Genomic DNA, 19,638 nt, shown 5'->3' on the forward strand with positions numbered 1-19,638 from the left:
ACGACGTGAGCTGGAAGGTGGGTGCTCGGTGAGCAGGCACGTGCGGTCCCCCGAGGACCTCTCGCAGGGTCCGTGGGACGCGGAGGGCTCCGACGCGCACGCGGACGAGACGACCTCCTGGTCGGCGTCGCAGGACCCGTCGACCGACCGCGACGCCCACGCGCCCGCCGACGAGCCGACCGGGCCGACCGGGCCCACCACGTCGCCGTCGTACGCCGGCACCGGCCGCGAGGTGACCTGCCCCGAGTGCGGGACGGTGGCCCGGGTGGCGGTCAACCGCCGGGAGTCGCACGACTTCTGCGCGACCTGCGACTTCCCGCTGTTCTGGACCCCCGACCAGGTCGTCCGCGGCGACGAGGAGGGGGCCGGGGCGGCGGCGCTGCGGCGGCTGCCCGGCACCGCCGGGCGCACCACCGTGGGATCCCTCCCGTGCCCGCACTGCTCCGAGGTCAACCCGGTCTCCGGCGTGCTGTGCCTGCGGTGCGGGGGCGACCTGCACCCGGTCGCCCCGCCCCCGCCGGTCGTGGTCGCGCCGACCCCGCCGCCCGCGCCCGAGCCGCAGCCCGAGCCGACCCGCACTCCCGTGTGGTGGTGGGTGCTCGGCGGCGTGACGCTGCTGCTGCTCGTCGTGGTGCTCGTGGTCCTGCTGGGCTGAGGCCGGCGTGCCCCGGTGGTGCTAGGGGACGTCGGGGGAGGCGCCGGAGCTCGGCGTGACGTGCGGAGGCTCGACGGGCGACTCCGGCGCGGGGGTCGGCTCGTCGACGGGAGGCTCCTCGGCCGCGAGGCACCGGTCCCAGACGTCGTCGGCGTCGAGCGGGTCGTCGACGTGCCCGGCGGCGGTGCAGGCCAGCTCGCCATCGGTCGGGCCGGACGGGCCTGTCGGTCCGGACGGGCCCGTCGGGTCGGTCGGGTCGGGTCCGGTCGGGTCCGTGGGATCGGTCGGGTGCGTGGGCGCCGTCGGGCCCGTCGGGCCGGGGCCGGGGGTCCAGGGGGTGCTCGGTCCGGTGGTCACGGGGGAGCCGGGGACGACCGGTCCCAGGAGCGGCGGGGTGCCGCTGCCCTGGGGGGTCTCGACGACGAAGGACACCGTGCCGGCGCCGGCGACCAGGCCCGTCCCGCCGGCACCGGGGCCGCCGACCGGGACGCCGGGCACCGGTGGACCGACGGGCGGGGGCGGCGCGGCCTGGACGACCGTGGCGGTGCCGGCCGGGTCGCCCGTGCCGGCAGCGCCGTCGCCCGCGGCGAGGTAGTCGGCCATCACGGCCAGCACCTGGTCGACGTAGGCCTGGCTGTGGTTGTAGCGGAAGACCGCGGCCCGCAGGCCGGCGTCGGTGCCGAGGTCGTCGGAGCCGGAGCAGAGGTAGACCGCGGCGGCGAGGGCCGCGTCGTCGATGTCCTGGGGGTCGCGGGCGCCGTCGCCGTCGGCGTCGACCCCGACGGCCGCCCACGTGGACGGGATGAACTGCATCGGGCCGACGGCCCGGTCCCACGCGGTGTCGCCGTCGAGGTCGCCGGCGTCGGTGTCGCGGATCGCCGCCGTGCCGCTGGACCCGTCGAGGCGGATGCCCAGGATGGACGGCGTCGCCCGTCCGTCGGCGTCGAGCGCACCCCCGGCGTACCGGCCGTGGTCGGACTCGATGCGGCCCAGCGCGGCCACGGCCTGCCAGGCCAGGTGGCAGCCGGGGTCGGCTGCGTTGATGACGGCCTCGGCCCGCTGGTAGGCGGCCAGGGCGCGGGCGGGGACGTCGACGGTCGTGGTCGCCCCCGTGACCACCGGGAGGACGCCGTCGGTCGCGACGACGCCGCCCGGCGACGGGGTGACGCTGACGGGGGCGTCGAAGCCCTCGGCCGGGACGGTCAGGGTGGCGGCGATGCCGGGGGCGGGGGTGGCCGGAGCGGCCGTGGCGGTGGTGGCCGGGGCACCGGCGGCGTGCACGCACCAGGCGGTCGAGAGGAGCGCGAGCGGGACGCCGGTCAGGCCACGTCGCAGCGCGCTCGACAACACAGGCTCCCGGGGGTGGGGCGCCTCCCGACGACGCCGACGCTCGATCAAACCAGCCTTCGGGGTGTGCCGTCCGCCGTTTGGCCGAACTGGCCGGAGCCGCGTGCTGCCGCCCCGCCCGGCAGGACACGAGGGACCGTCGCGCGTCGGGTGCCGCCCGGAGGCGCGCGGCGTGTGTAGCGTCCGTGCCATGCGCCCACCGACCTGGGAGCCCGACCCGGGGTGGCACGCCCTGCCCGCGGGCAGCGGGGCCTCGACGGTGGGGGTGTGGCGCACGGCGTACGGCGACCAGCCGGTCGTCGTCAAGCGGCTCGCGGCCCCGGAGCCGCACGACCCGGCCGAGCTGTCCGACCCGCGCCACGCGGCCTACTGGCGGCGCGAGGCCGACGTGCTCGAGACGCGGGTCGTGGCCGGCGCGCCGGGGCTCCGCTCGGTCGAGGCCGCGGTCGAGGAGGACGACGCCGGCATCACGATCACGCGCGAGTGGGTCGAGGACGCCGCCACGAGCGGGCTGTTCGTGGCCGTCTCGCTCGGCCGCTTCGCTGGGGCGGAGCTGCCGCGACCCCGGTTCCTGGTGCGCGAGCAGCTGCGCCAGCGCCTCGCCCGCACCGAGCACCGGGCCGGGGGCTGGCCCACGCTGGCCCGCACCACCGCGGCCGACGTCGCCGACCACCTGTGGTCACGCCGCGAGGAGTTCTGCGAGCTGCTCGACGGCCTGCCCCAGGTGCCGCAGCACGGCGACCCCTCCCACCGCAACGTCCCGGGCCGGGCGGGCGACGACGCCGTCGCGATCGACTGGGCGACCCTCGGACTGGGCCCGGTGGGGGGCGATCTCGGCTACTTCGCGCTGGGTGCGCGCGAGGAGCTCGAGCCCCTGCTCGACGCCTACCTCGTTGGCCTCGGCGAGCGCCACGACGTGGCCACGACCGACGAGGTCCTGCTGGGAGCACGGGTCACCGCCGTCTTCACCGCGTTCGGCCGCGCCGAGTGGGCCCTGGCCCGCGTCGCGACGGGCGAGGGGGCGCTGGCCGGCAAGTACCGCCACCCCGCCGTGGCGCCGTACCTCCGGGCGCTGCAACGCATCGCCCCGCACGTCGAGGCCCTGCTCGGCTGGTAGGTCGCCCCCGAGCGGGTCAGACCGACGCAGCGCCGAAGGTGTCGCACGCCTCCATCGAGCCCTGCTCGTAGCCGGTGCGGAACCACCGCTGGCGCTGCTCGGCCGAGCCGTGCGTCCACGACTCCTGGTCGACCTGGCCGGTGGTCTTCTGCTGGATGCGGTCGTCACCGACCGCGGCCGCGGCGTCGAGCGCGAGCCGGATGTCGTCGTCGGTGAGCTCGGCGAGCAGGACGTTGCCGTCGGCGTCCTCGGTCGTGGTGGCCACCCGCGCCCACATGCCCGCGAAGCAGTCGGCCTGCAGCTCCAGCCGTACGCCGGAGCTCTGCGGACCGCGGTCGCCGCGGACCTGGCCGATGGTGCCGATCAGGTTGGAGACGTGGTGGCCGTACTCGTGGGCGAGGACGTAGGGCTCGACGAACCCGCCGTCGGGCCCGCCGAGCTGGCGCTCGAGCACCTCGTCGAAGAACCCCGAGTCGAGGTAGATGCGCCGGTCCGACGGGCAGTAGAAGGGGCCGACGGCCGAGGACGCCTCGCCGCAGCTCGTCGCGACCGACCCGGTGAACGTGACGATCATGTCGGCGGGCCGGAAGTCGGGGCCGAGGGTGTCGGACCAGAAGTCGCGCAGCGAGTTCTCCACCGCGACGCGTGCACAGTCGGCCGAGCGGTTGGCGTCCTCGCCGGTGCGGCAGGAGGTGTAGCGCTCGGAGTCGTTGAGCCGGCTCGCGTCGAGCGTGCTGCCGCCGAGGCCGCCTCCGCCGCCGAGGCCGCCACCCCCGCCGCCGGAGCCGCTGAAGAGCTGGATCGCCACGAAGACGACCACGATGATGACGCCGACGACCCCGCCGCCGCCCGCGACCCCGCCGGGGATCGGGATCCGACCGCCCCCGCCGCCGAGGCCGCCTCCGAGCCCGCCGCCGCCACGTCCGGCGTCGCCGACCCGGCTGCTGTCGAGCCGGGCCTTGGGGTTGAAACGCATGCTGACACACTAGGGGCCGCCATGATCACCGCCCACCAGCTCGAGGTCCGCGTCGGTGCCCGGCTCCTCATGAGCGACGTCAGCTTCCGGGTCGCGGCCGGCGACAAGGTCGGCCTCGTCGGTCGCAACGGCGCCGGCAAGACCACCCTCACCAAGATCCTCGCCGGGGACAACCAGCCTGCCTCCGGGTCCGTCACCCGCACCGGCGAGGTCGGCTACCTGCCGCAGGACCCCCGCACCGGCGACCCCGAGGTCCTGGCCCGCGAGCGGATCCTGTCCGCGCGCGGCCTCGACGACGTCGTGCGCCGGATGCGGGAGGCCGAGGAGCAGATGGGCTCCGACGACCCGGCCGTGCGCGAGAGGGCCATGCGCCGCTACGCGCGGGCCGACGACGAGATGCACTCCGCCGGCGGGTACGCCGCGGAGTCCGAGGCCGCCACCATCGCGGCGTCGCTCGGCATCGAGGAGCGCATCCTGCACCAGCCCCTGAAGACCCTGTCCGGCGGCCAGCGCCGCCGGGTCGAGCTGGCCCGCATCCTGTTCTCGGACGCCGAGGTGCTCATCCTCGACGAGCCGACCAACCACCTCGACGCCGACTCGATCGTGTGGCTGCGCGACTTCCTCAAGGCCCACCGCGGCGGGTTCATCGTGATCAGCCACGACAACGGGCTGCTGGAGCAGACCGTCAACAAGGTCTTCCACCTCGACGCCAACCGCGAGGTCATCGACGTCTACAACATGGGGTGGCGGCGCTACCTCGAGCAGCGCGAGACCGACGAGAAGCGCCGCAAGCGCGAGCGGATGAACGCCGAGAACAAGGCCAAGACGCTCACCGACCAGGCCAACAAGATGCGGGCCAAGGCCACCAAGGCCCAGGCCGCGCAGTCGATGCTCAAGCGGGCCGAGAAGCTGATGGCGGGCGTGGAGTCCGAGCGGGCGGCCGACAAGGTGGCCAAGATCGCCTTCCCCAAGCCGGCGGCGTGCGGCAAGACCCCGCTCACCGCGGCCGAGCTGTCGAAGTCCTACGGCTCGCTGGAGGTGTTCACCGACGTCGACCTGGCCATCGACCGGGGCTCGCGCGTGGTGATCCTGGGCCTCAACGGCGCCGGCAAGACCACGCTGCTGCGCATCCTCGGCGGCGTCGACCAGCCCGACACCGGCACCGTCGTGCCCGGCCACGGCCTGAAGCTCGGCTACTACGCCCAGGAGCACGAGACGCTCGACACCAAGCGCACCGTGCTGGAGAACATGCAGTCCGCCGCGCCCCAGCTCACCGACACCGAGGCGCGCTCGGTGCTCGGCTCCTTCCTCTTCTCCGGCGACGACGCGGCCAAGCCGGCCGGGGTGCTCTCCGGCGGGGAGAAGACCCGGCTGGCCCTGGCCTCGCTGGTCGTGTCCAGCGCCAACGTGCTCCTGCTCGACGAGCCCACCAACAACCTCGACCCGGCCTCCCGCGAGGAGGTCCTCGCGGCCATCCGCTCCTACGAGGGCGCGATCGTGCTCGTCACCCACGACGAGGGCGCGGTGCGCGCGCTCGAGCCCGACCGCGTGCTGCTGCTGCCCGACGGCGACGAGGACCTCTGGAACGAGGGGTACGCCGACCTGGTCTCGCTGGCCTGAGGCTTAGGCCACCCGGGCCGCGGCCACGGTGATGGCGCGGTGCAGCTTGACCGCGTCTCCGAGCCGGTGCCGCAGCGTGCGCTCCAGCCCGCCGACCGGCACCAGGTTGGCCGGGGCGCGCGGGTCCTTGTGGGGCAGCGAGGCCAGGGGCGGCAGCACCCGGCACGAGACGCCGGCCAGGGCCACGGCCTCGCCGCGGGAGAGCGTGTCGGCCACCTCGCAGCGCACGATGCCGGCCCACGGCATCGTCGAGGACGTCGGCAGCCGGAGGTACCAGGCGTGCCGCGTCCAGGAGGTGCCGATGGTGAAGACCGGCGTGCGCTCGCAGGGTCCCAGGGCGGCCACCACGGCGTTGCGGGCGTCGTCGAGGTAGGTCGCGTGGTGTGCCTTGACGTAGCCCATGGCCCGGGGGAGCGCGGTGCGGCCGCGCAGGGGCCCGTCGACCACGAGGAGGTCGTCGTCGACCCGGGCGGCGTCGGCCACGGCGACCTCCAGCGACGTCATCCGCTGCTGCAGGGCCAGGCGGAGCGCGTCGTCGTCGCCCCCGGCGGCGTGGGCGACCCGGTAGGTGCCGAGCGGCGTCACCAGGTCGCGGGCCGCGCCGAGCGCGGTGAACAGCGTGCGCTCGACCCGCTGCGCCACGACCCGGGCGGAGCCGTCGAGACGCACGACCCCGGCGGCGTGGCTCGCGGCCAGGCCGGGCTGGGGCACCGGGTCGTCGTCGAGCCCGAACCAGAGGCGGGCGTCGACGCGGCGTACGCCGTCGACGAGGAGCACCTGGGTGGGCTCCCAGCCCTCGCGGTCGGCCGGCAGCGGTCGCCACTGGTCGGCCGGGACCTCGAGGTCGAGGGTGACGCGGGCCGAGACGTCGTCGGGCTCGCCGCCGGCGCCCGGGGTGCCGTAGCCCGGGTCCCAGGGGTCGACCGCGACCCGCACCTCAGGCCCCCACCGGGGTGACGGTGGACGAGGACCCCTCCCGGGCGACCTGGAAGCGGGTCGGGATGCGCTCGGCCAGGGCCGCGACGTGGGTGATGACCCCCACGGTGCGCCCGCCCCCGCCGGCGAGGGCCTCGAGCGTGCCGGCGACGACGTCGAGGGTGGAGGGGTCGAGGGTGCCGAAGCCCTCGTCGAGCAGGATCGTGTCGAGCCGCCCGGCGCCCGAGGCCGAGAGCGAGGCGACCTGCGTGGACAGGGCCAGCGCCAGGGCGAGGGACGCCTGGAAGGTCTCGCCGCCGGACAGGGTGGTGACCGGTCGGGTGCTCCCGGCGTCGTTGTGGTCGACGACCAGCAGCTCCTGCTCGTCGTCGGTGGTGATCTCGAACTGCCCGCCCGAGAGCTCGAGCAGCGTCCGCGAGGCCTCGGCGACCAGGCCGGTCAGGGCCTCCTCGACGATCCAGCGCTCGAAGTGGGTGGCGTCGAGGAGCTGGCCGAGGGTCTTGTGGACGCGCTCGCTCTCGAGCGAGGCGGCCACCTGGGCGCGCAGGTCGGCGGCCTCGGCGACACGCTCGCGCAACCGGTCGGCCCGGGCCCCGGCGGCGGTCACCGCCGAGCCGACCGCGGTGCTCACCGCGACCTCGGTCAGCGGGCTGGGCGCGGGCACCCCCGCCGCGGACAGGGCGTCGCGCACCGCGTCGCGGCGCGTCTCGGCCTCGGTGGCGCGTCGGCGCTGCTCCTCGCGCAGCGCCGCGACCTGCGCGTCGACCTCGTCGCGGCGCGCCGCGGCCCACGCCGTGACAGCCGTCCAGTCGGCGGCGTGGTCGCCGGTCGTCGGTGGCGGGTCCTCGGCCGCGACGGCCTGCCGGGCATCGTGGAGGGCGGCGCCGGCCGCGGTCCAGCGCTCGCCGGACGCGGCCAGGGCCTGCTCGGCCCGCCGCTGGTCGCCGACCGCGGCGCGCAGCTCCTGCCGCGCCGTCGCCGCGGCCGCCGCGGCGTCGACGGCCGCGCGGTGCCGGGCCTGGGCGGTGGCGAGGTCGTCGCGGCCCTCGAGCGCGCCGGTCATCTCGGCCTGGCGGCCCTCGAGGTCGTGCAGGCGCCCCTCGAGCCGGGCCACCTCGCCCGCGGTCGTGGTCGCCTCCGCGGAGGTGCGGCGTTCCGCGGCGACGGCCGCGGCCAGCGCGGCCTCCGCCTCGGCGATGCCCGCGTGCGCGGGCCGGTCGGGCACGACGGCGACGTCCTGCAGGCAGACCGGGCAGGCCTCCCCGGCCTCCAGGTGCCGGGCCAGGTCGTCGGCGGCGTGGGCGGTGCGGACGGCGTCGAGGTCGGCGCGGGCTCGCGCCGTGGTCGCGGCGGCCAGCTCGGCCGCGGTCGCGGCGGTCGCGGCCGACTCGCGGCTGACGGCGAGGTCGGCCGCGCAGGCGTCGCGCTGGGCGCGCTGGTCGGCGAGTGCGGTGTGGGCCTGGACGAGTCCGGCCCAGTCGCGGGGGTCACCCGCCTCCTCCGCGGCCGCGTCGGCGCTCTCGGCCGCGGCCTGCGCGCGCCCGAGCCGGTCGCGGGCGGTGGCCACCGCGGCCTCGGACGCGGACCGCTCGCTCCCGAGCTCGGCGAGCCCGGGCGGGGCGGCCACGGCCCGCAGCCGGGCCGAGCGCCGCTGGAGGTCGGCCACGGCGTCGTCGGCGTCGGCCAGCGCACGGGTGGCGCCGGTCCACGGCTCGACCAGCGCGGCCAGGTCGTCGCGCAGCCCGGCGAGCCGGTCGGCCTCGAGCTGGGCCTCGGCCACCGCCTCGTCGGTGGCGTCGGCCAGCCGCTCCAGCTGCCCGTCGAGGGTGCGTCGCCGGACGACCTCGTCGCTGGCGATCCGGCGGGCCGCGGTGGCGACCCGGTCGTAGACCCCGAGGCCCAGCAGGTTGACCAGGAGGTCCTGGCGCTGCCGGCGCGGGGCGCCCAGGAACTTGGCGAAGTCACCCTGCGGCAGCACGACGCACTGCACGAAGTGGTCCCAGGTGAGGCCGAGCAGCTCGACCACGCCGGAGCGGACCGCGGCCGGCCCGTTGGCCAGCTCCTCGGCCTCCTGGTCGAGGAGGTCGGCCAGGCTGCCCCCGAGGTCGGCGCCGTCGGCGAGCCGGACCAGCCGGACCTGCTTGGTGCCCACCTGGCCGCGGGCGTTGCGCACGACGACCCGCAGGGCGGCGTACGTGCGGCCGCCGCTGCGGAAGGTCAGGCACACCGAGCCGCGGGTGGTCGACGGCGCGAGGGCGAGGTGGATCTGCCGCTCGTCGCGCCACCGCGGCGCCGTGCCGTACAGGGCGAAGCAGAGGGCGTCGATGATGGTCGACTTGCCGGAGCCGGTGGGGCCGACGAGCGCGAAGTACTCGGCGTCGGACAGGTCGAGGGTCTGGGCGGCCCGGAACGTGCCGAAGCCCTCGAGGTCGAGGCGGAGGGGTTGCACCTCAGGCTCCCGTCTGGGCGTCGTGGAGCTCGGCGAAGCGACGGCCGAGGACCTCGGCGTCGGCCCGCTCGAGGCTGGCGAGGTAGTCGCCGAACAGCTCGACCGGGCTGCGCCCGGCCAGCCGGTCGGTGGCGGGGCCGCCGGCAGCCGCGACCAGCTCGGGGTCGATGCGGACCTCGAGCGCACCGGGCAGGAGGTCGCGCACGTCGTCGGCCAGGCCGGTGCGCGGCTGCTCGCGGACGACGACCCGCAGCCAGTCGCGCGGGTCGGTGTGCGGTGCGAGCGCCTCGAGGTCGGTGAGCGTGCCGGCCACCGTGCGCAGCGTCCGTCCGCCGGTGAGCGGGACGTCGCGGGTGACCGCCGGCGTCTCGGCCGTGACGTCGACGACGACGACGCCCGGCGTGTTGTCGACCTCGCCGAAGTCGACCTGCAGCGGAGCACCGCTGTAGTGCAGGGGCACCGGCCCGGGCACCACCTGGCGGCGGTGCAGGTGGCCGAGGGCGCCGTAGTGCAGGTGGGGCGGGAAGACGGTCGCGGGCACCGAGTAGTCGAACAGGTGGGTGTCGCGCTCGCCGCCGCCCTTCGTGCCGCCGACGAGGGTGGCGTGGGTCATCAGCAGGTTGACCGCACCCGGGCGGTCGAACCCGTCGCAGAGCACCTGGACCATGCGGGCGACGTTGTCGGCGTAGTCGCGGTTGACCTCGGCCTGCGTGCGCGTCATCGCCTGCACCGCACTGACCGCGCTCCGGGGCGAGACCCAGGGGAGCACGGCCAGCCGGGCCGTCTCGCCGGCGCGCGTGGTGATCTCGACCTGCCCGCCGTCGGCGGGGCCCACCGGCAGGCCGACGACGGTGATCCCGAGCTCGGCCAGCAGGGGCCGGAAGACGTCGAGCTGGCGCGGGTTGTCGTGGTTGCCGGCCTGGACGACGACCCTGCGGCCGTCGGCGTTGAGCTGCATCAGCGTCTGCATGACCAGCTGCTGCGCGGCGGGCGTGGGCGCGGCGGTGTCGAACACGTCACCGGCGACGAGGACGAGGTCGACGTCCTCCTCGTGCGCGGTGCGGACGAGGTCGCGGAGCACCGGGCGGTGCTCCTCCTCGAGGCGGGGGCGGCCCTTGAGGACCTTGCCGACGTGCCAGTCGGCGGTGTGCAGGATGCGCACGGGGCTCCAGGTGTCTCGGTGGGGCGGTCGGCTCAGAAGGGGGCGGGGTCGTCGCCGCGGTCGGGTGTGAAGCGGGCGAACGGGTCGGCGGCGACCTTGCTCGCCTGCACCCCGGTGGGCGCCTCGGGCGGGGCGCCGGCCTCGGCAGCCCGGGTGGCCCAGGCCGGGAAGGGGAAGCCGACGGCCAGCGGCACGGGCAGGTCGGGCTGGCTGACGAACATCGAGCCCGGCTTGGCCAGGAGCGCCCGCTGGCGCTGGGACGGCGGGAGGTAGCCGTACTCGGGGCGGCCGGCCTCGGCCGGGTCGAGCCGGCCGGCGACCCGGATCGCGCAGTTGGACACGATGCGGCGCTCGACCTCGGAGGCGGTCTGCTGCGCCCCGACGAGCACGACGCCGAGCGAGCGGCCGCGCTCGGCCACGTCGAGGAGGATCTCCTTGATCGGGTGCGACCCCTCGCGCGGGGCGTACTTGTTGAGCTCGTCGAGGACGATGAAGGTCAGCGGGTCGGCGGTGCCGCTGGCCTCCTTGTCGCGCAGCTGGCGGCGCAGGGTGGTGCCCACGACGAACCGCTGCGCCCGGTCGGGCAGGGAGTGGATGTCGACCACGGTGACCTGGGCCTGCGAGGTCGAGACCGGCACCCGGTCGCGCAGGTCGAGGTCGCCCCGGACGAGCGGCCCGAGGGCCCGCACCGAGGAGTGCAGCCGGCGCAGGAAGGCGTTGACCGACCCCAGGGCCGTCGCGCCGGGGGTCCACCCGCTGCGGGTCGCGTCGTCGGTGAGCTCGGCGTCGAGCAGCCGCACGAGGTCCTCCCAGGTGCGGACGGTGTGGCCCGCGACCTGGACGGCGCCGGTGTCGCCGATGGGCACGGCCTCGCGCTTGAGGCGGGCGGCGACCTGCCCGATGAGCAGGGTGTACTGCGCCCGGTCGTCCTCGGCGTCGGCGAAGCAGAACGGCAGCATCTCGTCGCGGCAGAACTCCGCCAGCGTCCAGAACATCGAGGTCACGGCCCCGCCCTGGCGGCCGGTCACCGCGGGCGTGCCCGAGGGGTCGCCGGGCCGGGGCGGGGCGAAGACGTGCACGGACCGGAACGGGGTGGCGGGCAGCCCGAGCAGGGCGTAGTCGGCCTCGGCCTCGGGCGTGAGCCGGGTGTTGGGGTAGTCGAGGTAGAGCAGGTCCTCGCCCTTGACGCAGTAGACCATCGCCTTGGTGTTGGCGGCCTTGGCCCCGAGCACGCCGGAGGTGAAGACCGAGTGCAGCAGGAACAGGGCGTAGCTGGTCTTGGTGGCCACCCCGGAGATGCCGGAGATCGACACGTGGGCGCCCTTGGTGCCGTCGACGAAGTCGAAGTTGGCGAAGACCGGGCGGCCGTCGCGGCCGGTGCCGATGGGCAGCTGCCGCTCCATGGCGTCGAAGTGGAGCGCCGCGTCGCGCTCGCCGGCCTCGGCCCGGCGTACGGCGGCGCCCGGCGTGGGCGGGACGTACAGCTCGGGCTCGACCCGGGTCACGGTGACCTCGGCCTGCTCGACGACCTCGGCCGGGAGGGTGCCGTCGGCGATCAGGTGGACGTCGGAGGCGAAGGTCGCGCCCTCGTGGCGGGCCTCGACCTGGGTGACGATGCCCGAGGTGACGACCCGGCCGCGACCGGGCACGTCGCGCTCGGTGACGACGACGTCGTCGAGCTGCAGCCACTGCTCGGGCAGCAGGGCCGTCCAGAAGGTCAGCGGCGAGGCCGGCTGGGTGCCCAGCACCCGGCCGACGGGGTCGCGGGTCACGTCGTCGGTCGTCACGGGGCCGACCCTAGGACGGACGGCCGACACATCCGCGCCCCCGGCCCGGCCGACCACCCCGAGGGTTGTCCCCGCCCGTCCCTACACTCCGGACCATGCCGCCGACGCCCGACCAGCTCGCCGCCGCTCGCCTCCGCTACGAGGTCGACGGGGTGGTCGCGACGATCACCCTCGACAAGCCCGAGGCCCGCAACGCCCAGACCCCGACCATGTGGCGCACCCTCGCGGCCATCGGCGAGGAGCTCCCGGACGAGGTCCGTGTCGTCGTCCTGCGCGGGGCCGGCGCGACGTTCAGTGCCGGGCTCGACCGCACCCTGCTGGCGCCCGGCGGCGGAGACGGGCAGGAGAGCGTGGCCGAGCTGCTCGCCGCCTCCGACGAGGTGGTCTCCGAGACCATCGACGCCTACCAGCGCGGCTTCACCTGGCTGCGCGACCCGCGGTTCGTCTCCATCGCCGTCGTCCACGGCTACGCCATCGGTGCCGGGTTCCAGCTGGCCCTGTCCTGCGACCTGGTGCTGGCCGCCGACGACGCCTACTTCTGCATGAAGGAGGCCGCGCTCGGGCTGGTCCCCGACCTCACGGGAACAAAACCGCTGGTCGAGGCGGTTGGCTACCCGAGGGCGCTGGAGATCTGCGCCACGGCCCGCAACGTGGGTGCCGAGGAGGCGGTGCGCATCGGCTTCGCGCTCGACGCCGTCCCGGTCGACGCGCTCGACGCCCGGCTGGCCGACCTCGTCTCTGCCCTCACCGCCCCCATGGCCGGCGCCGTCCGCGAGACCAAGGCGCTCGTCGCCAGCGCGGCCGCCGCCGACCTCGACACCCAGCGCCGGCTCGAGCGCGAGGCCCAGACCCGCCGGTTCCGCGAGCTCGCCGCCCTGCTGGGGGCCGCCACCTAGAGCCAGACCCACAGAGGAGGACGCCGATGTCGTCCATGTCACCCAACGCGGCCGCCTGGCGCAGCCTGCGCACCGACCGCAGCGTGGTCGACCGGCGCGTCTCGCGCCAGACCGTCCGCCGCGTCGTCGGCTTCGCCCGACCCCACCGGCGGCTCATCACCGGCTTCCTCGCCGTCACGGTCGTCGACGCCTCGATGGTCGTCGTCACCCCGCTGCTGGTGCAGCGCATCGTCGATGACGGCATCGCGGCCAAGGACGCCGGCGTCGTGGCCACCTTCGCCTCGCTGATGGCCGTCGCGGCCCTGGTCAGCGCGCTCCTCGCCGTGCTCAGTGGGTGGCTGTCCTCGCGCATCGGCGAGGGACTGATCTACGACCTCCGCACCCGTGTCTTCGCCCACGTGCAGCGCCAGTCGCTCGCGTTCTTCACCCGCACGCAGACCGGAGCGCTGGTCTCCCGGCTCAACAACGACGTCGTCGGCGCCCAGCGCGCCTTCACCAGCACCCTCGGCAGCACCGTGTCCAACGGCATCGCCGTGGTCGTGGTCGGCATCGCGATGCTCGCGCTGAGCTGGCAGGTGACCCTGCTGTGCCTGCTCATGTTCCCGGTGCTCTTCCTCGTCTCGCGCTGGGTCGGCTCGCGCCTGGCGGGCCTGACCCGCCAGCAGATGGACGGCAACGCCGACCTCGGCAACGCCATGACCGAGCGCTTCAACGTCGGCGGCGCGATGCTGCTCAAGCTCTTCGGTCGCCGCCCCGAGGAGGACGCGCTCTTCGCCACCAAGGCCGCCGTGGTCCGCGACCTCGGCGTGCGCATCTCGCTCATCACCCGCGTCTTCGGGGCGACGATGACGCTCGTGCCGGCCCTGGCCACCGCCCTGGTGTACGGCGTCGGGGGCTGGCTCGCCATCCAGGGCGAGCTCACCGTCGGCACCCTGCTCGCCCTGGCCACGCTGCTGCTGCGGCTCCTCGGGCCGCTGCAGGGCCTGTCCAACGTGCGCGTCGACATCATGACCGCCCTGGTGAGCTTCGAGCGCGTCTTCGAGGTGCTCGACCTGCCGTCGTTGGTGCGCCAGAAGCACGGCGCGGTCGTGCTGCCCCGCACCGCGGGGCGCCTGGAGCTCGAGCACGTCTCGTTCACCTACCCCGGCGCCGAGGAGGTCTCGCTGGGCTCGCTGGAAAAGGTCGCCCGCAACGAGTCCCGCGAGCGCCGCCAGGTCCTCACCGACGTCGGCTTCGTGGCCGAGCCCGGCCAGATGGTCGCCCTCGTGGGCCCCTCCGGCGCCGGCAAGACCACCATCACCCACCTCGTCGCCCGCCTCTACGACGCCGACGAGGGCGCGGTCCGTGTGGGCGGCGTCGACGTCCGCGACGTCACCCTCGACTCCCTCGAGGACGTCGTCGGCTACGTCACCCAGGACGCCCACATGTTCCACGACACCATCGGCGCCAACCTGCGCTACGCCCGGCCGGAGGCCACCGACGACCAGGTCTGGGACGCCCTCGACGCGGCCCAGGTGGGTGACCTCGTCCGAGCCCTGCCCGACGGCCTGGCCACCGTCGTCGGCGACCGCGGCTACCGGCTCTCCGGCGGCGAGCGCCAGCGTCTCGCGATCGCCCGGCTGCTGCTGAAGTCCCCCTCGATCGTCGTCCTCGACGAGGCGACGGCCCACCTCGACTCCGAGTCCGAGGCGGCCGTGCAGCGGGCGCTCGACGCCGCGCTCGAGGGGCGCACCTCGCTCGTCATCGCCCACCGGCTCTCGACGGTGCGCAACGCCGACCAGATCCTGGTGCTCGAGGGCGGCCGCATCGTGCAGCACGGCACGCACGACGAGCTGCTGGCCCGCGGCGGGCTGTACGCCGAGCTCTACCGCACCCAGTTCCTGCACGACGCCGGCGCGGCCTGAGCCCGCCGGCCCCTGGCTGCCGGCCCCCGGCCGCCGCTGACGGGACTGCCGGCCGGCCCGTCAGCGTCGCTGGTACTCCGCCGGCACGTTGGTCCGGCGCTCGCGCTTGGGCTTCGGGCCCGCGGGGGGCCGGGGGCCGGAGGGCCCGCGGCCGCCCCGGTGCGGCCGCTCGCCCCGGGGGCCGCGCTTGCGCTCGTCGTAGGCCAGGTAGCCGAACCCGAAGACGGCCAGCACGCCGAAGAACCACCACTGCAGGCCGTAGAAGAAGTGCGGGCCGTTGTCGAGCTCGGGCAGCTCCTGCGGGGCGAGGTCGGGCACGGGCTCGCCGTTCTCGCTGATCGCGTCGACGAACCCGCCGAAGACCGGCCGGTCGATGGCGCGCCCGATCTGCTCGGAGGAGATGGCGCGCGTGTAGAGGTCGGGGGTCACCTCCGTGCTGTCCCCGGTGCCGTCGACCCGCACCCACCCCACCACCGTCACCTCGCCGGCCGGGGCCGGGGGCACGTCGGTGGTGTCGGGGGAGCGGTCGGCGATGGCCCAGAACCCGCGGTCGACGACCAGGGCGGTGCCGTCGTCGGTGACCAGCGGGACGACCACGGCGACGCCGGGCTGGCCGTCGTCGTCGCTGCGGTAGCGCACGATCACCGTCTTGGCGGCGTCGTAGGTGCCGGTCGCCTCGACGCGCCGCCACTCGTCGTCGGGGTCGGCGTCGCGGCCGGGGGAGAGGACCTGCTCGACCGGGGTGACCGGGCGGGCCTCGTTGGTCTCGGTGACGCGGTTGTCGGACCTGCGCTCGTCAAGGCGGCCGAACTGCCACTCCCCGAGCCACCAGGCGAAGGCCGAGAGCAGGACCACGACCACCCCGAACGTGACCCAGCGTCGACTGAGCAGGAAACGGTAGGACCCCACGCCTCCAGGTTATCGACCGCCGGGTGGGCCTGAGCGGGTGCCGCCGACCGGTCCTCGGCGTGTCCTCACGGCGGGTGGGTCCACCCCGCCGTACGGTCGAGAGTTCGGTCGAGCCTGGCCGAGCCTGGCCCCGGACCGGGGTCGTGGGCTTAGGATGCCGGAGCACCATCCGACACTTTGGTCACACCCGTCGCAGAGAGGCGCCGCCCGCGACCGCGGGGGCGCCCTCGCCGCCTGGAGGTACGACGATGCTCCCCCGCTCCGGCTCCCGCCGCGCGCCCCGCGCCCTGGCGACGCTCACCGCCCTCGTGACCGCCCTCGGCCTCGCCGCCGGCCCAGGCGCCGAGGCCGCCCCGGCCCCGACGCGCGGGGCGGGTGCGGTGGCCTCGGCCTCCGTCGCACCGGCGGGGGCGACCGGGGTCGCCGAGGCCCGCAAGCGGAAGAAGCGGCCGGCGGCGCAGCCGCTCGGCCCGACGGTCTTCCAGATCGCCTCGTTCAACCTGCTGGGCTCCGGTCACACCGACAAGAACGGTCCGCGCAAGGGCTTCGCCAACTCGCCGCAGCGGCTGACCCTGACCAAGCGGGTCGTCGACCAGGAGGGCCTGGACCTCATCGGCTTCCAGGAGATGCACGACAAGCAGATCGACATGTGGCAGAAGCGCCACGGCCGCTGGTGGGGCCTCTTTCCGGGGCGCCAGGTGCGCTACCCGGCCGGCCACAACTCGATCACGTGGCGCAAGACGATGTTCGACCTCGTCAAGGCCAAGACCCTCGACATGCCCTACTTCAAGGGCGAGACGTACAAGATGCCGTACGTGCTGCTGCGGCACCGCAAGACCAAGCAGCTGCTGTGGGTGTCCAACGTGCACCTGCCGGCCAACACCGTGGGCAACGCGCAGCGCTACCGCGACGAGGGCATCCGCCGCCAGGCCGCGCTGGTCAAGCGCCTGCGCAAGCACCGGCCCAGCGTGCCGGTCTACCTCACCGGCGACATGAACGACCGGGCCAAGTTCTTCTGCCCGATGCTGGCCCAGGCGCCGCTGCAGGCGGCCAACGGCGGCTCGGTCGTGGGCAGCACCTGCACCCCGCCCTCGCCGATGGACGTCGACTGGCTGCTCAGCACGTCCGGGTCCACCTTCAGCGCCTTCCACGCCCGCGACGACGCGATCGTCGACGCGGCCAGCGACCACCCCTTCATCATCGCCAACGCGACCATCCCCTCGCTCCAGGCCCGGCGCTCGCCGGTCCGCCAGGTCGTCGTCGTCGCGGTCGACGGGCTGCGGTCCTCGGCCATCGACCCGTCGTCGGCCCTGCCGTGGTTCGGCTACCTGCGCAGCCGCGGAACGTCGACCCTCAACGCCCGCACGACCCCCGAGCGCAGCCTGCCGCTGCCCAACCTGACCAGCATCCTCACCGGCCGACCGGTGAGCACCACGATCGGTGGCCACGGGGTCGCCACCGACGTCGACTCCGGCGGCACGGTCCACCAGGCGGCCGGCCGCTACGTCTCCAGCATGTTCGACATGGCGCACAACAACGGCTACCGCACCGGGTTCTACTCCGCCGAGGCGCGCAGTCGGGTGCTCGCGCGCACCTGGACCGAGGCCGGCGGTCTCGACCCGTACGGCGTCGACAACGGCACCAACAAGCTCACCTACGTCGGCGCCGGTGCCGACGACGCCTCCTCGACGGCCGCCCTGGTCCGCGACCTGGGCGGGTCGCTGCCGCCGGCGGTGTCCGTGCTGGAGCTCGGTGCGCCGGAGGAGGCGGGCCTGGCCCACGGGTTCGAGAGCCCGGAGTACGCCGCCGCCGTCCGCTCCACCGACACACGGATCGGCGCCGTCATCCAGACCACCACGCGCGCGGCGGCGCTCGAGGGGCGCACCCTCGTGGTCGTCGTCGGCACCTCCGGCGGCGAGGGCCGGTCCAACGCCACCCCGACCCGCTACGCCCAGTTCCGGGTCCCGTTCCTGGCCGTCGGCCCCGGCGTCGCCGAGGGCAAGGGCCTCTACGCCCTCAACCCCGCCTGGCGGGACCCCAAGAGCACCCAGGGCACCTACACCAACGGGTCGGTGCAGGTCGGGTCGGTGGCCAACCTCGTGCTGGGCGCCCTGCGCCTCCCGGCCCTGCCCGGCAGCAGCATCAACCCGGCCCAGAACCTGTCGGTGTGGAAGCCCTGACCGGCTCGATCGTCGCGCCGCACGGCCGGTCCGGCTCCCGGACCAGCCGCGGGCCAGCCACCGCTCCGTAGACTGGAGCGGTGCAGCCCCTCCAGGACAGCTACGGCCGTGTCGCGACCGACCTCCGGGTCTCGCTGACCGACAAGTGCAACCTGCGCTGCACCTACTGCATGCCCGCCGAGGGCCTCGACTGGATGCCGACCTCGCAGCAGCTCACCGACGACGAGGTCGTCCGGCTGATCGGGGTCGCGGTCGGCCACCTCGGCGTGCGCGAGGTCCGGTTCACCGGCGGTGAGCCGCTCGTGCGCCGTGGCCTGGTCGACATCGTGGCCCGCACGACGGCGCTCGACCCGACGGTCGAGACCTCGCTGACCACCAACGGCCTCGGTCTCGCGCGCACGGCGGGCGCCCTGGCCGGAGCCGGCCTGCACCGCGTCAACGTGAGCCTCGACTCGGTGCGCCGCGACACGTTCACCGCGCTCACGCGCCGCGACCGCCTCGACGACGTCGTCGCCGGGCTCGCTGCGGCGGCCGAGGCCGGCCTGGGCCCGGTCAAGGTCAACGCCGTGCTGATGCGCGGAGTCAACGACGAGCAGGCGGCCGAGCTGCTCGGCTGGTGCCTCGAGCGCGGCTACGAGCTGCGCTTCATCGAGCAGATGCCCCTCGACGCCGAGCACCGCTGGACCCGCGACGACATGGTGACCGCCGAGGAGATCCTCGCCTCACTCGAGGCGTCGTACGTGCTGACCCCGGCCGAGGAGCCGCGGGGGAGCGCGCCCGCCGAGCGGTTCCTCGTCGACGGGGGCCCGGCGACCGTCGGTGTCATCGCCTCGGTCACCCGGCCGTTCTGCGGTGACTGCGACCGCGTGCGGTTGACCGCCGACGGCCAGGTGCGCACCTGCCTGTTCGCGCGTGAGGAGTCCGACCTCCGGGGCGCCCTGCGGGCCGGGGCGAGCGACGAGGAGCTCGCCGAGCGCTGGGTGGTGGCGATGCGGGGCAAGGCGGCCGGCCACGGCATCGACGACCCGACCTTCCTGCAGCCGGCGCGCCCGATGTCGGCCATCGGCGGCTGAACCGCCGAGAGCGGCTCAGCCCGTCCCGGTGGGCCCGGCGACGTGCGGCACGACGTCGCGCAGGAACTGCCGCGCCCCCAGGAACTGGGAGAGGGACTCGCGGTGCACGTCGCAGGCGAGCCAGGTCTTGCGGCGCTCGGGCGTGTGCAGCCGGGGGTTGTTCCACAGCAGCTGCCACGCCGCAGGCGCGTGGCAGCCCTTGGCCGAGCAGGTGTCGGGCTCGCGCTCTGCGGGTCCGTCGGGGAACGGCCCGGTCACAGCTGGCGGCGCCGGCCCTCGCCGGACTCCAGCTCGGGGCGGCTGAAGTCACCCTCGCGCAGCCGGAAGCCGTCGGACAGGTTGGCGGCCGCGTTGGCCGCGACGACCGCGATGTAGGGCAGGATCAGGGCCCCGGCGATGAGGATCGGCCAGAGCCAGTCGATGCCGGCCATCGAGGCGAGGATCGCCCCGACGAAGCAGATCGTGCGCAGGCTCATCGAGAGCAGGTAGCGCTTCTGCCGCTGCCGGATGTCGGCCGCGCGGCTCTCGGACGCCGTCGTGATGCGGACGACGTCGTCGTCGGTCGCCTTCGTCCTGGCCATGCTCCGAGCCTACGTCGCGGGGTCCGGGCACCAGGTACACCCGAGG

At 75.2% G+C, this 19,638-nt stretch carries 16 protein-coding genes; 7 read left to right on the plus strand and 9 right to left on the minus strand.

Annotated features, from left to right (window positions below; translation table 11 throughout):
* Nucleotides 1-28 precede the first annotated feature (28 nt).
* Complete coding sequence (locus FJQ57_RS18555) at nucleotides 29-655, plus strand: hypothetical protein (protein WP_139983213.1); 627 nt, start codon at nucleotides 29-31, stop codon at nucleotides 653-655.
* 21 nt (nucleotides 656-676) lie between these two features.
* Here the strand turns inward: FJQ57_RS18555 and FJQ57_RS23670 are convergent, their stop codons facing one another.
* Complete coding sequence (locus FJQ57_RS23670) at nucleotides 677-2,005, minus strand: lytic transglycosylase domain-containing protein (protein ID WP_425465432.1); 1,329 nt, start codon at nucleotides 2,003-2,005, stop codon at nucleotides 677-679.
* 187 nt (nucleotides 2,006-2,192) lie between these two features.
* On the opposite strand from FJQ57_RS23670, the gene FJQ57_RS18565 reads away from it, so the two are divergent.
* Nucleotides 2,193-3,119 (plus strand): phosphotransferase, encoded by a 927-nt coding sequence (locus FJQ57_RS18565; RefSeq protein WP_139983217.1) that lies wholly within the window; start codon nucleotides 2,193-2,195, stop codon nucleotides 3,117-3,119.
* 16 nt (nucleotides 3,120-3,135) lie between these two features.
* On the opposite strand, the gene ypfJ is transcribed toward FJQ57_RS18565, so the two are convergent.
* On the minus strand, nucleotides 3,136-4,095 hold the full coding sequence (ypfJ, locus tag FJQ57_RS18570) for a KPN_02809 family neutral zinc metallopeptidase (protein WP_139983219.1): 960 nt from the start codon (nucleotides 4,093-4,095) through the stop codon (nucleotides 3,136-3,138).
* Nucleotides 4,096-4,116: 21 nt separating this feature from the next.
* On the opposite strand from ypfJ, the gene FJQ57_RS18575 reads away from it, so the two are divergent.
* Entirely contained in the window at nucleotides 4,117-5,715 is a 1,599-nt protein-coding gene (locus FJQ57_RS18575) for an ABC-F family ATP-binding cassette domain-containing protein (protein WP_139983221.1), read from the plus strand.
* 3 nt (nucleotides 5,716-5,718) lie between these two features.
* Here the strand turns inward: FJQ57_RS18575 and FJQ57_RS18580 are convergent, their stop codons facing one another.
* The 4 genes from FJQ57_RS18580 to FJQ57_RS18595 are packed head-to-tail and all read right to left on the minus strand — an operon-like array spanning nucleotide 5,719 to nucleotide 12,049.
* Nucleotides 5,719-6,651, minus strand: a complete 933-nt coding sequence (locus FJQ57_RS18580) for a hypothetical protein (RefSeq protein WP_139983223.1) — start codon at nucleotides 6,649-6,651, stop codon at nucleotides 5,719-5,721.
* A gap of 1 nt (nucleotide 6,652) precedes the next feature.
* Nucleotides 6,653-9,100: an AAA family ATPase gene (locus FJQ57_RS18585; protein ID WP_139983225.1), complete on the minus strand. Its 2,448-nt coding sequence runs from the start codon at nucleotides 9,098-9,100 to the stop codon at nucleotides 6,653-6,655.
* Nucleotide 9,101: 1 nt separating this feature from the next.
* Nucleotides 9,102-10,262: an exonuclease SbcCD subunit D gene (locus FJQ57_RS18590; RefSeq protein WP_139983227.1), complete on the minus strand. Its 1,161-nt coding sequence runs from the start codon at nucleotides 10,260-10,262 to the stop codon at nucleotides 9,102-9,104.
* Nucleotides 10,263-10,294: 32 nt separating this feature from the next.
* Nucleotides 10,295-12,049 (minus strand): ATP-binding protein, encoded by a 1,755-nt coding sequence (locus tag FJQ57_RS18595; RefSeq protein WP_139983229.1) that lies wholly within the window; start codon nucleotides 12,047-12,049, stop codon nucleotides 10,295-10,297.
* Nucleotides 12,050-12,144: 95 nt separating this feature from the next.
* Here FJQ57_RS18595 and FJQ57_RS18600 point away from each other — a divergent pair, with 95 nt between their 5' ends.
* Both FJQ57_RS18600 and FJQ57_RS18605 read left to right on the plus strand, forming a co-directional pair.
* The gene (locus tag FJQ57_RS18600) at nucleotides 12,145-12,945 is read left to right on the plus strand and encodes an enoyl-CoA hydratase/isomerase family protein (RefSeq protein WP_139983231.1); all 801 of its coding nucleotides are present in this window, start codon (nucleotides 12,145-12,147) and stop codon (nucleotides 12,943-12,945) included.
* A gap of 26 nt (nucleotides 12,946-12,971) precedes the next feature.
* Nucleotides 12,972-14,849: an ABC transporter ATP-binding protein gene (locus FJQ57_RS18605; RefSeq protein ID WP_139983233.1), complete on the plus strand. Its 1,878-nt coding sequence runs from the start codon at nucleotides 12,972-12,974 to the stop codon at nucleotides 14,847-14,849.
* 60 nt (nucleotides 14,850-14,909) lie between these two features.
* Here the strand turns inward: FJQ57_RS18605 and FJQ57_RS18610 are convergent, their stop codons facing one another.
* Nucleotides 14,910-15,758 (minus strand): SURF1 family cytochrome oxidase biogenesis protein, encoded by an 849-nt coding sequence (locus tag FJQ57_RS18610; protein ID WP_139983235.1) that lies wholly within the window; start codon nucleotides 15,756-15,758, stop codon nucleotides 14,910-14,912.
* Between the two features lie 248 nt (nucleotides 15,759-16,006).
* Here FJQ57_RS18610 and FJQ57_RS18615 point away from each other — a divergent pair, with 248 nt between their 5' ends.
* Nucleotides 16,007-17,938, plus strand: coding sequence for an alkaline phosphatase family protein (locus FJQ57_RS18615; protein ID WP_139983237.1), 1,932 nt, complete (start codon nucleotides 16,007-16,009; stop codon nucleotides 17,936-17,938).
* An 80-nt stretch (nucleotides 17,939-18,018) separates the two neighbouring features.
* Nucleotides 18,019-19,011, plus strand: coding sequence for a GTP 3',8-cyclase MoaA (gene moaA / locus FJQ57_RS18620; RefSeq protein ID WP_139983239.1), 993 nt, complete (start codon nucleotides 18,019-18,021; stop codon nucleotides 19,009-19,011).
* A 15-nt stretch (nucleotides 19,012-19,026) separates the two neighbouring features.
* Here the strand turns inward: moaA and FJQ57_RS18625 are convergent, their stop codons facing one another.
* On the minus strand, nucleotides 19,027-19,269 hold the full coding sequence (locus tag FJQ57_RS18625; RefSeq protein WP_139983241.1) for an acetone carboxylase: 243 nt from the start codon (nucleotides 19,267-19,269) through the stop codon (nucleotides 19,027-19,029).
* On the minus strand, nucleotides 19,266-19,592 hold the full coding sequence (locus FJQ57_RS18630) for a DUF3099 domain-containing protein (RefSeq protein ID WP_139983243.1): 327 nt from the start codon (nucleotides 19,590-19,592) through the stop codon (nucleotides 19,266-19,268). Before FJQ57_RS18630 ends, FJQ57_RS18625 begins: the two co-directional genes overlap by 4 nt.
* Nucleotides 19,593-19,638 lie beyond the last annotated feature (46 nt).

It is taken from the genome of Nocardioides litoris, from assembly GCF_006346315.1.
Classification (GTDB): Bacteria; Actinomycetota; Actinomycetes; order Propionibacteriales; family Nocardioidaceae; genus Nocardioides; species Nocardioides litoris.

Coding starts and splice junctions, on each gene's coding strand:
- ypfJ (WP_139983219.1), bottom strand. CDS start 4,095: ATGCGTTTCAACCCCAAGGCCCGGCTCGACAGCAGCCGGGTCGGCGAC.
- FJQ57_RS18565 (WP_139983217.1), top strand. CDS start 2,193: ATGCGCCCACCGACCTGGGAGCCCGACCCGGGGTGGCACGCCCTGCCC.
- FJQ57_RS18575 (WP_139983221.1), top strand. CDS start 4,117: ATGATCACCGCCCACCAGCTCGAGGTCCGCGTCGGTGCCCGGCTCCTC.
- FJQ57_RS18630 (WP_139983243.1), bottom strand. CDS start 19,592: ATGGCCAGGACGAAGGCGACCGACGACGACGTCGTCCGCATCACGACG.
- FJQ57_RS18605 (WP_139983233.1), top strand. CDS start 12,972: ATGTCGTCCATGTCACCCAACGCGGCCGCCTGGCGCAGCCTGCGCACC.
- FJQ57_RS18600 (WP_139983231.1), top strand. CDS start 12,145: ATGCCGCCGACGCCCGACCAGCTCGCCGCCGCTCGCCTCCGCTACGAG.
- FJQ57_RS18615 (WP_139983237.1), top strand. CDS start 16,007: ATGCTCCCCCGCTCCGGCTCCCGCCGCGCGCCCCGCGCCCTGGCGACG.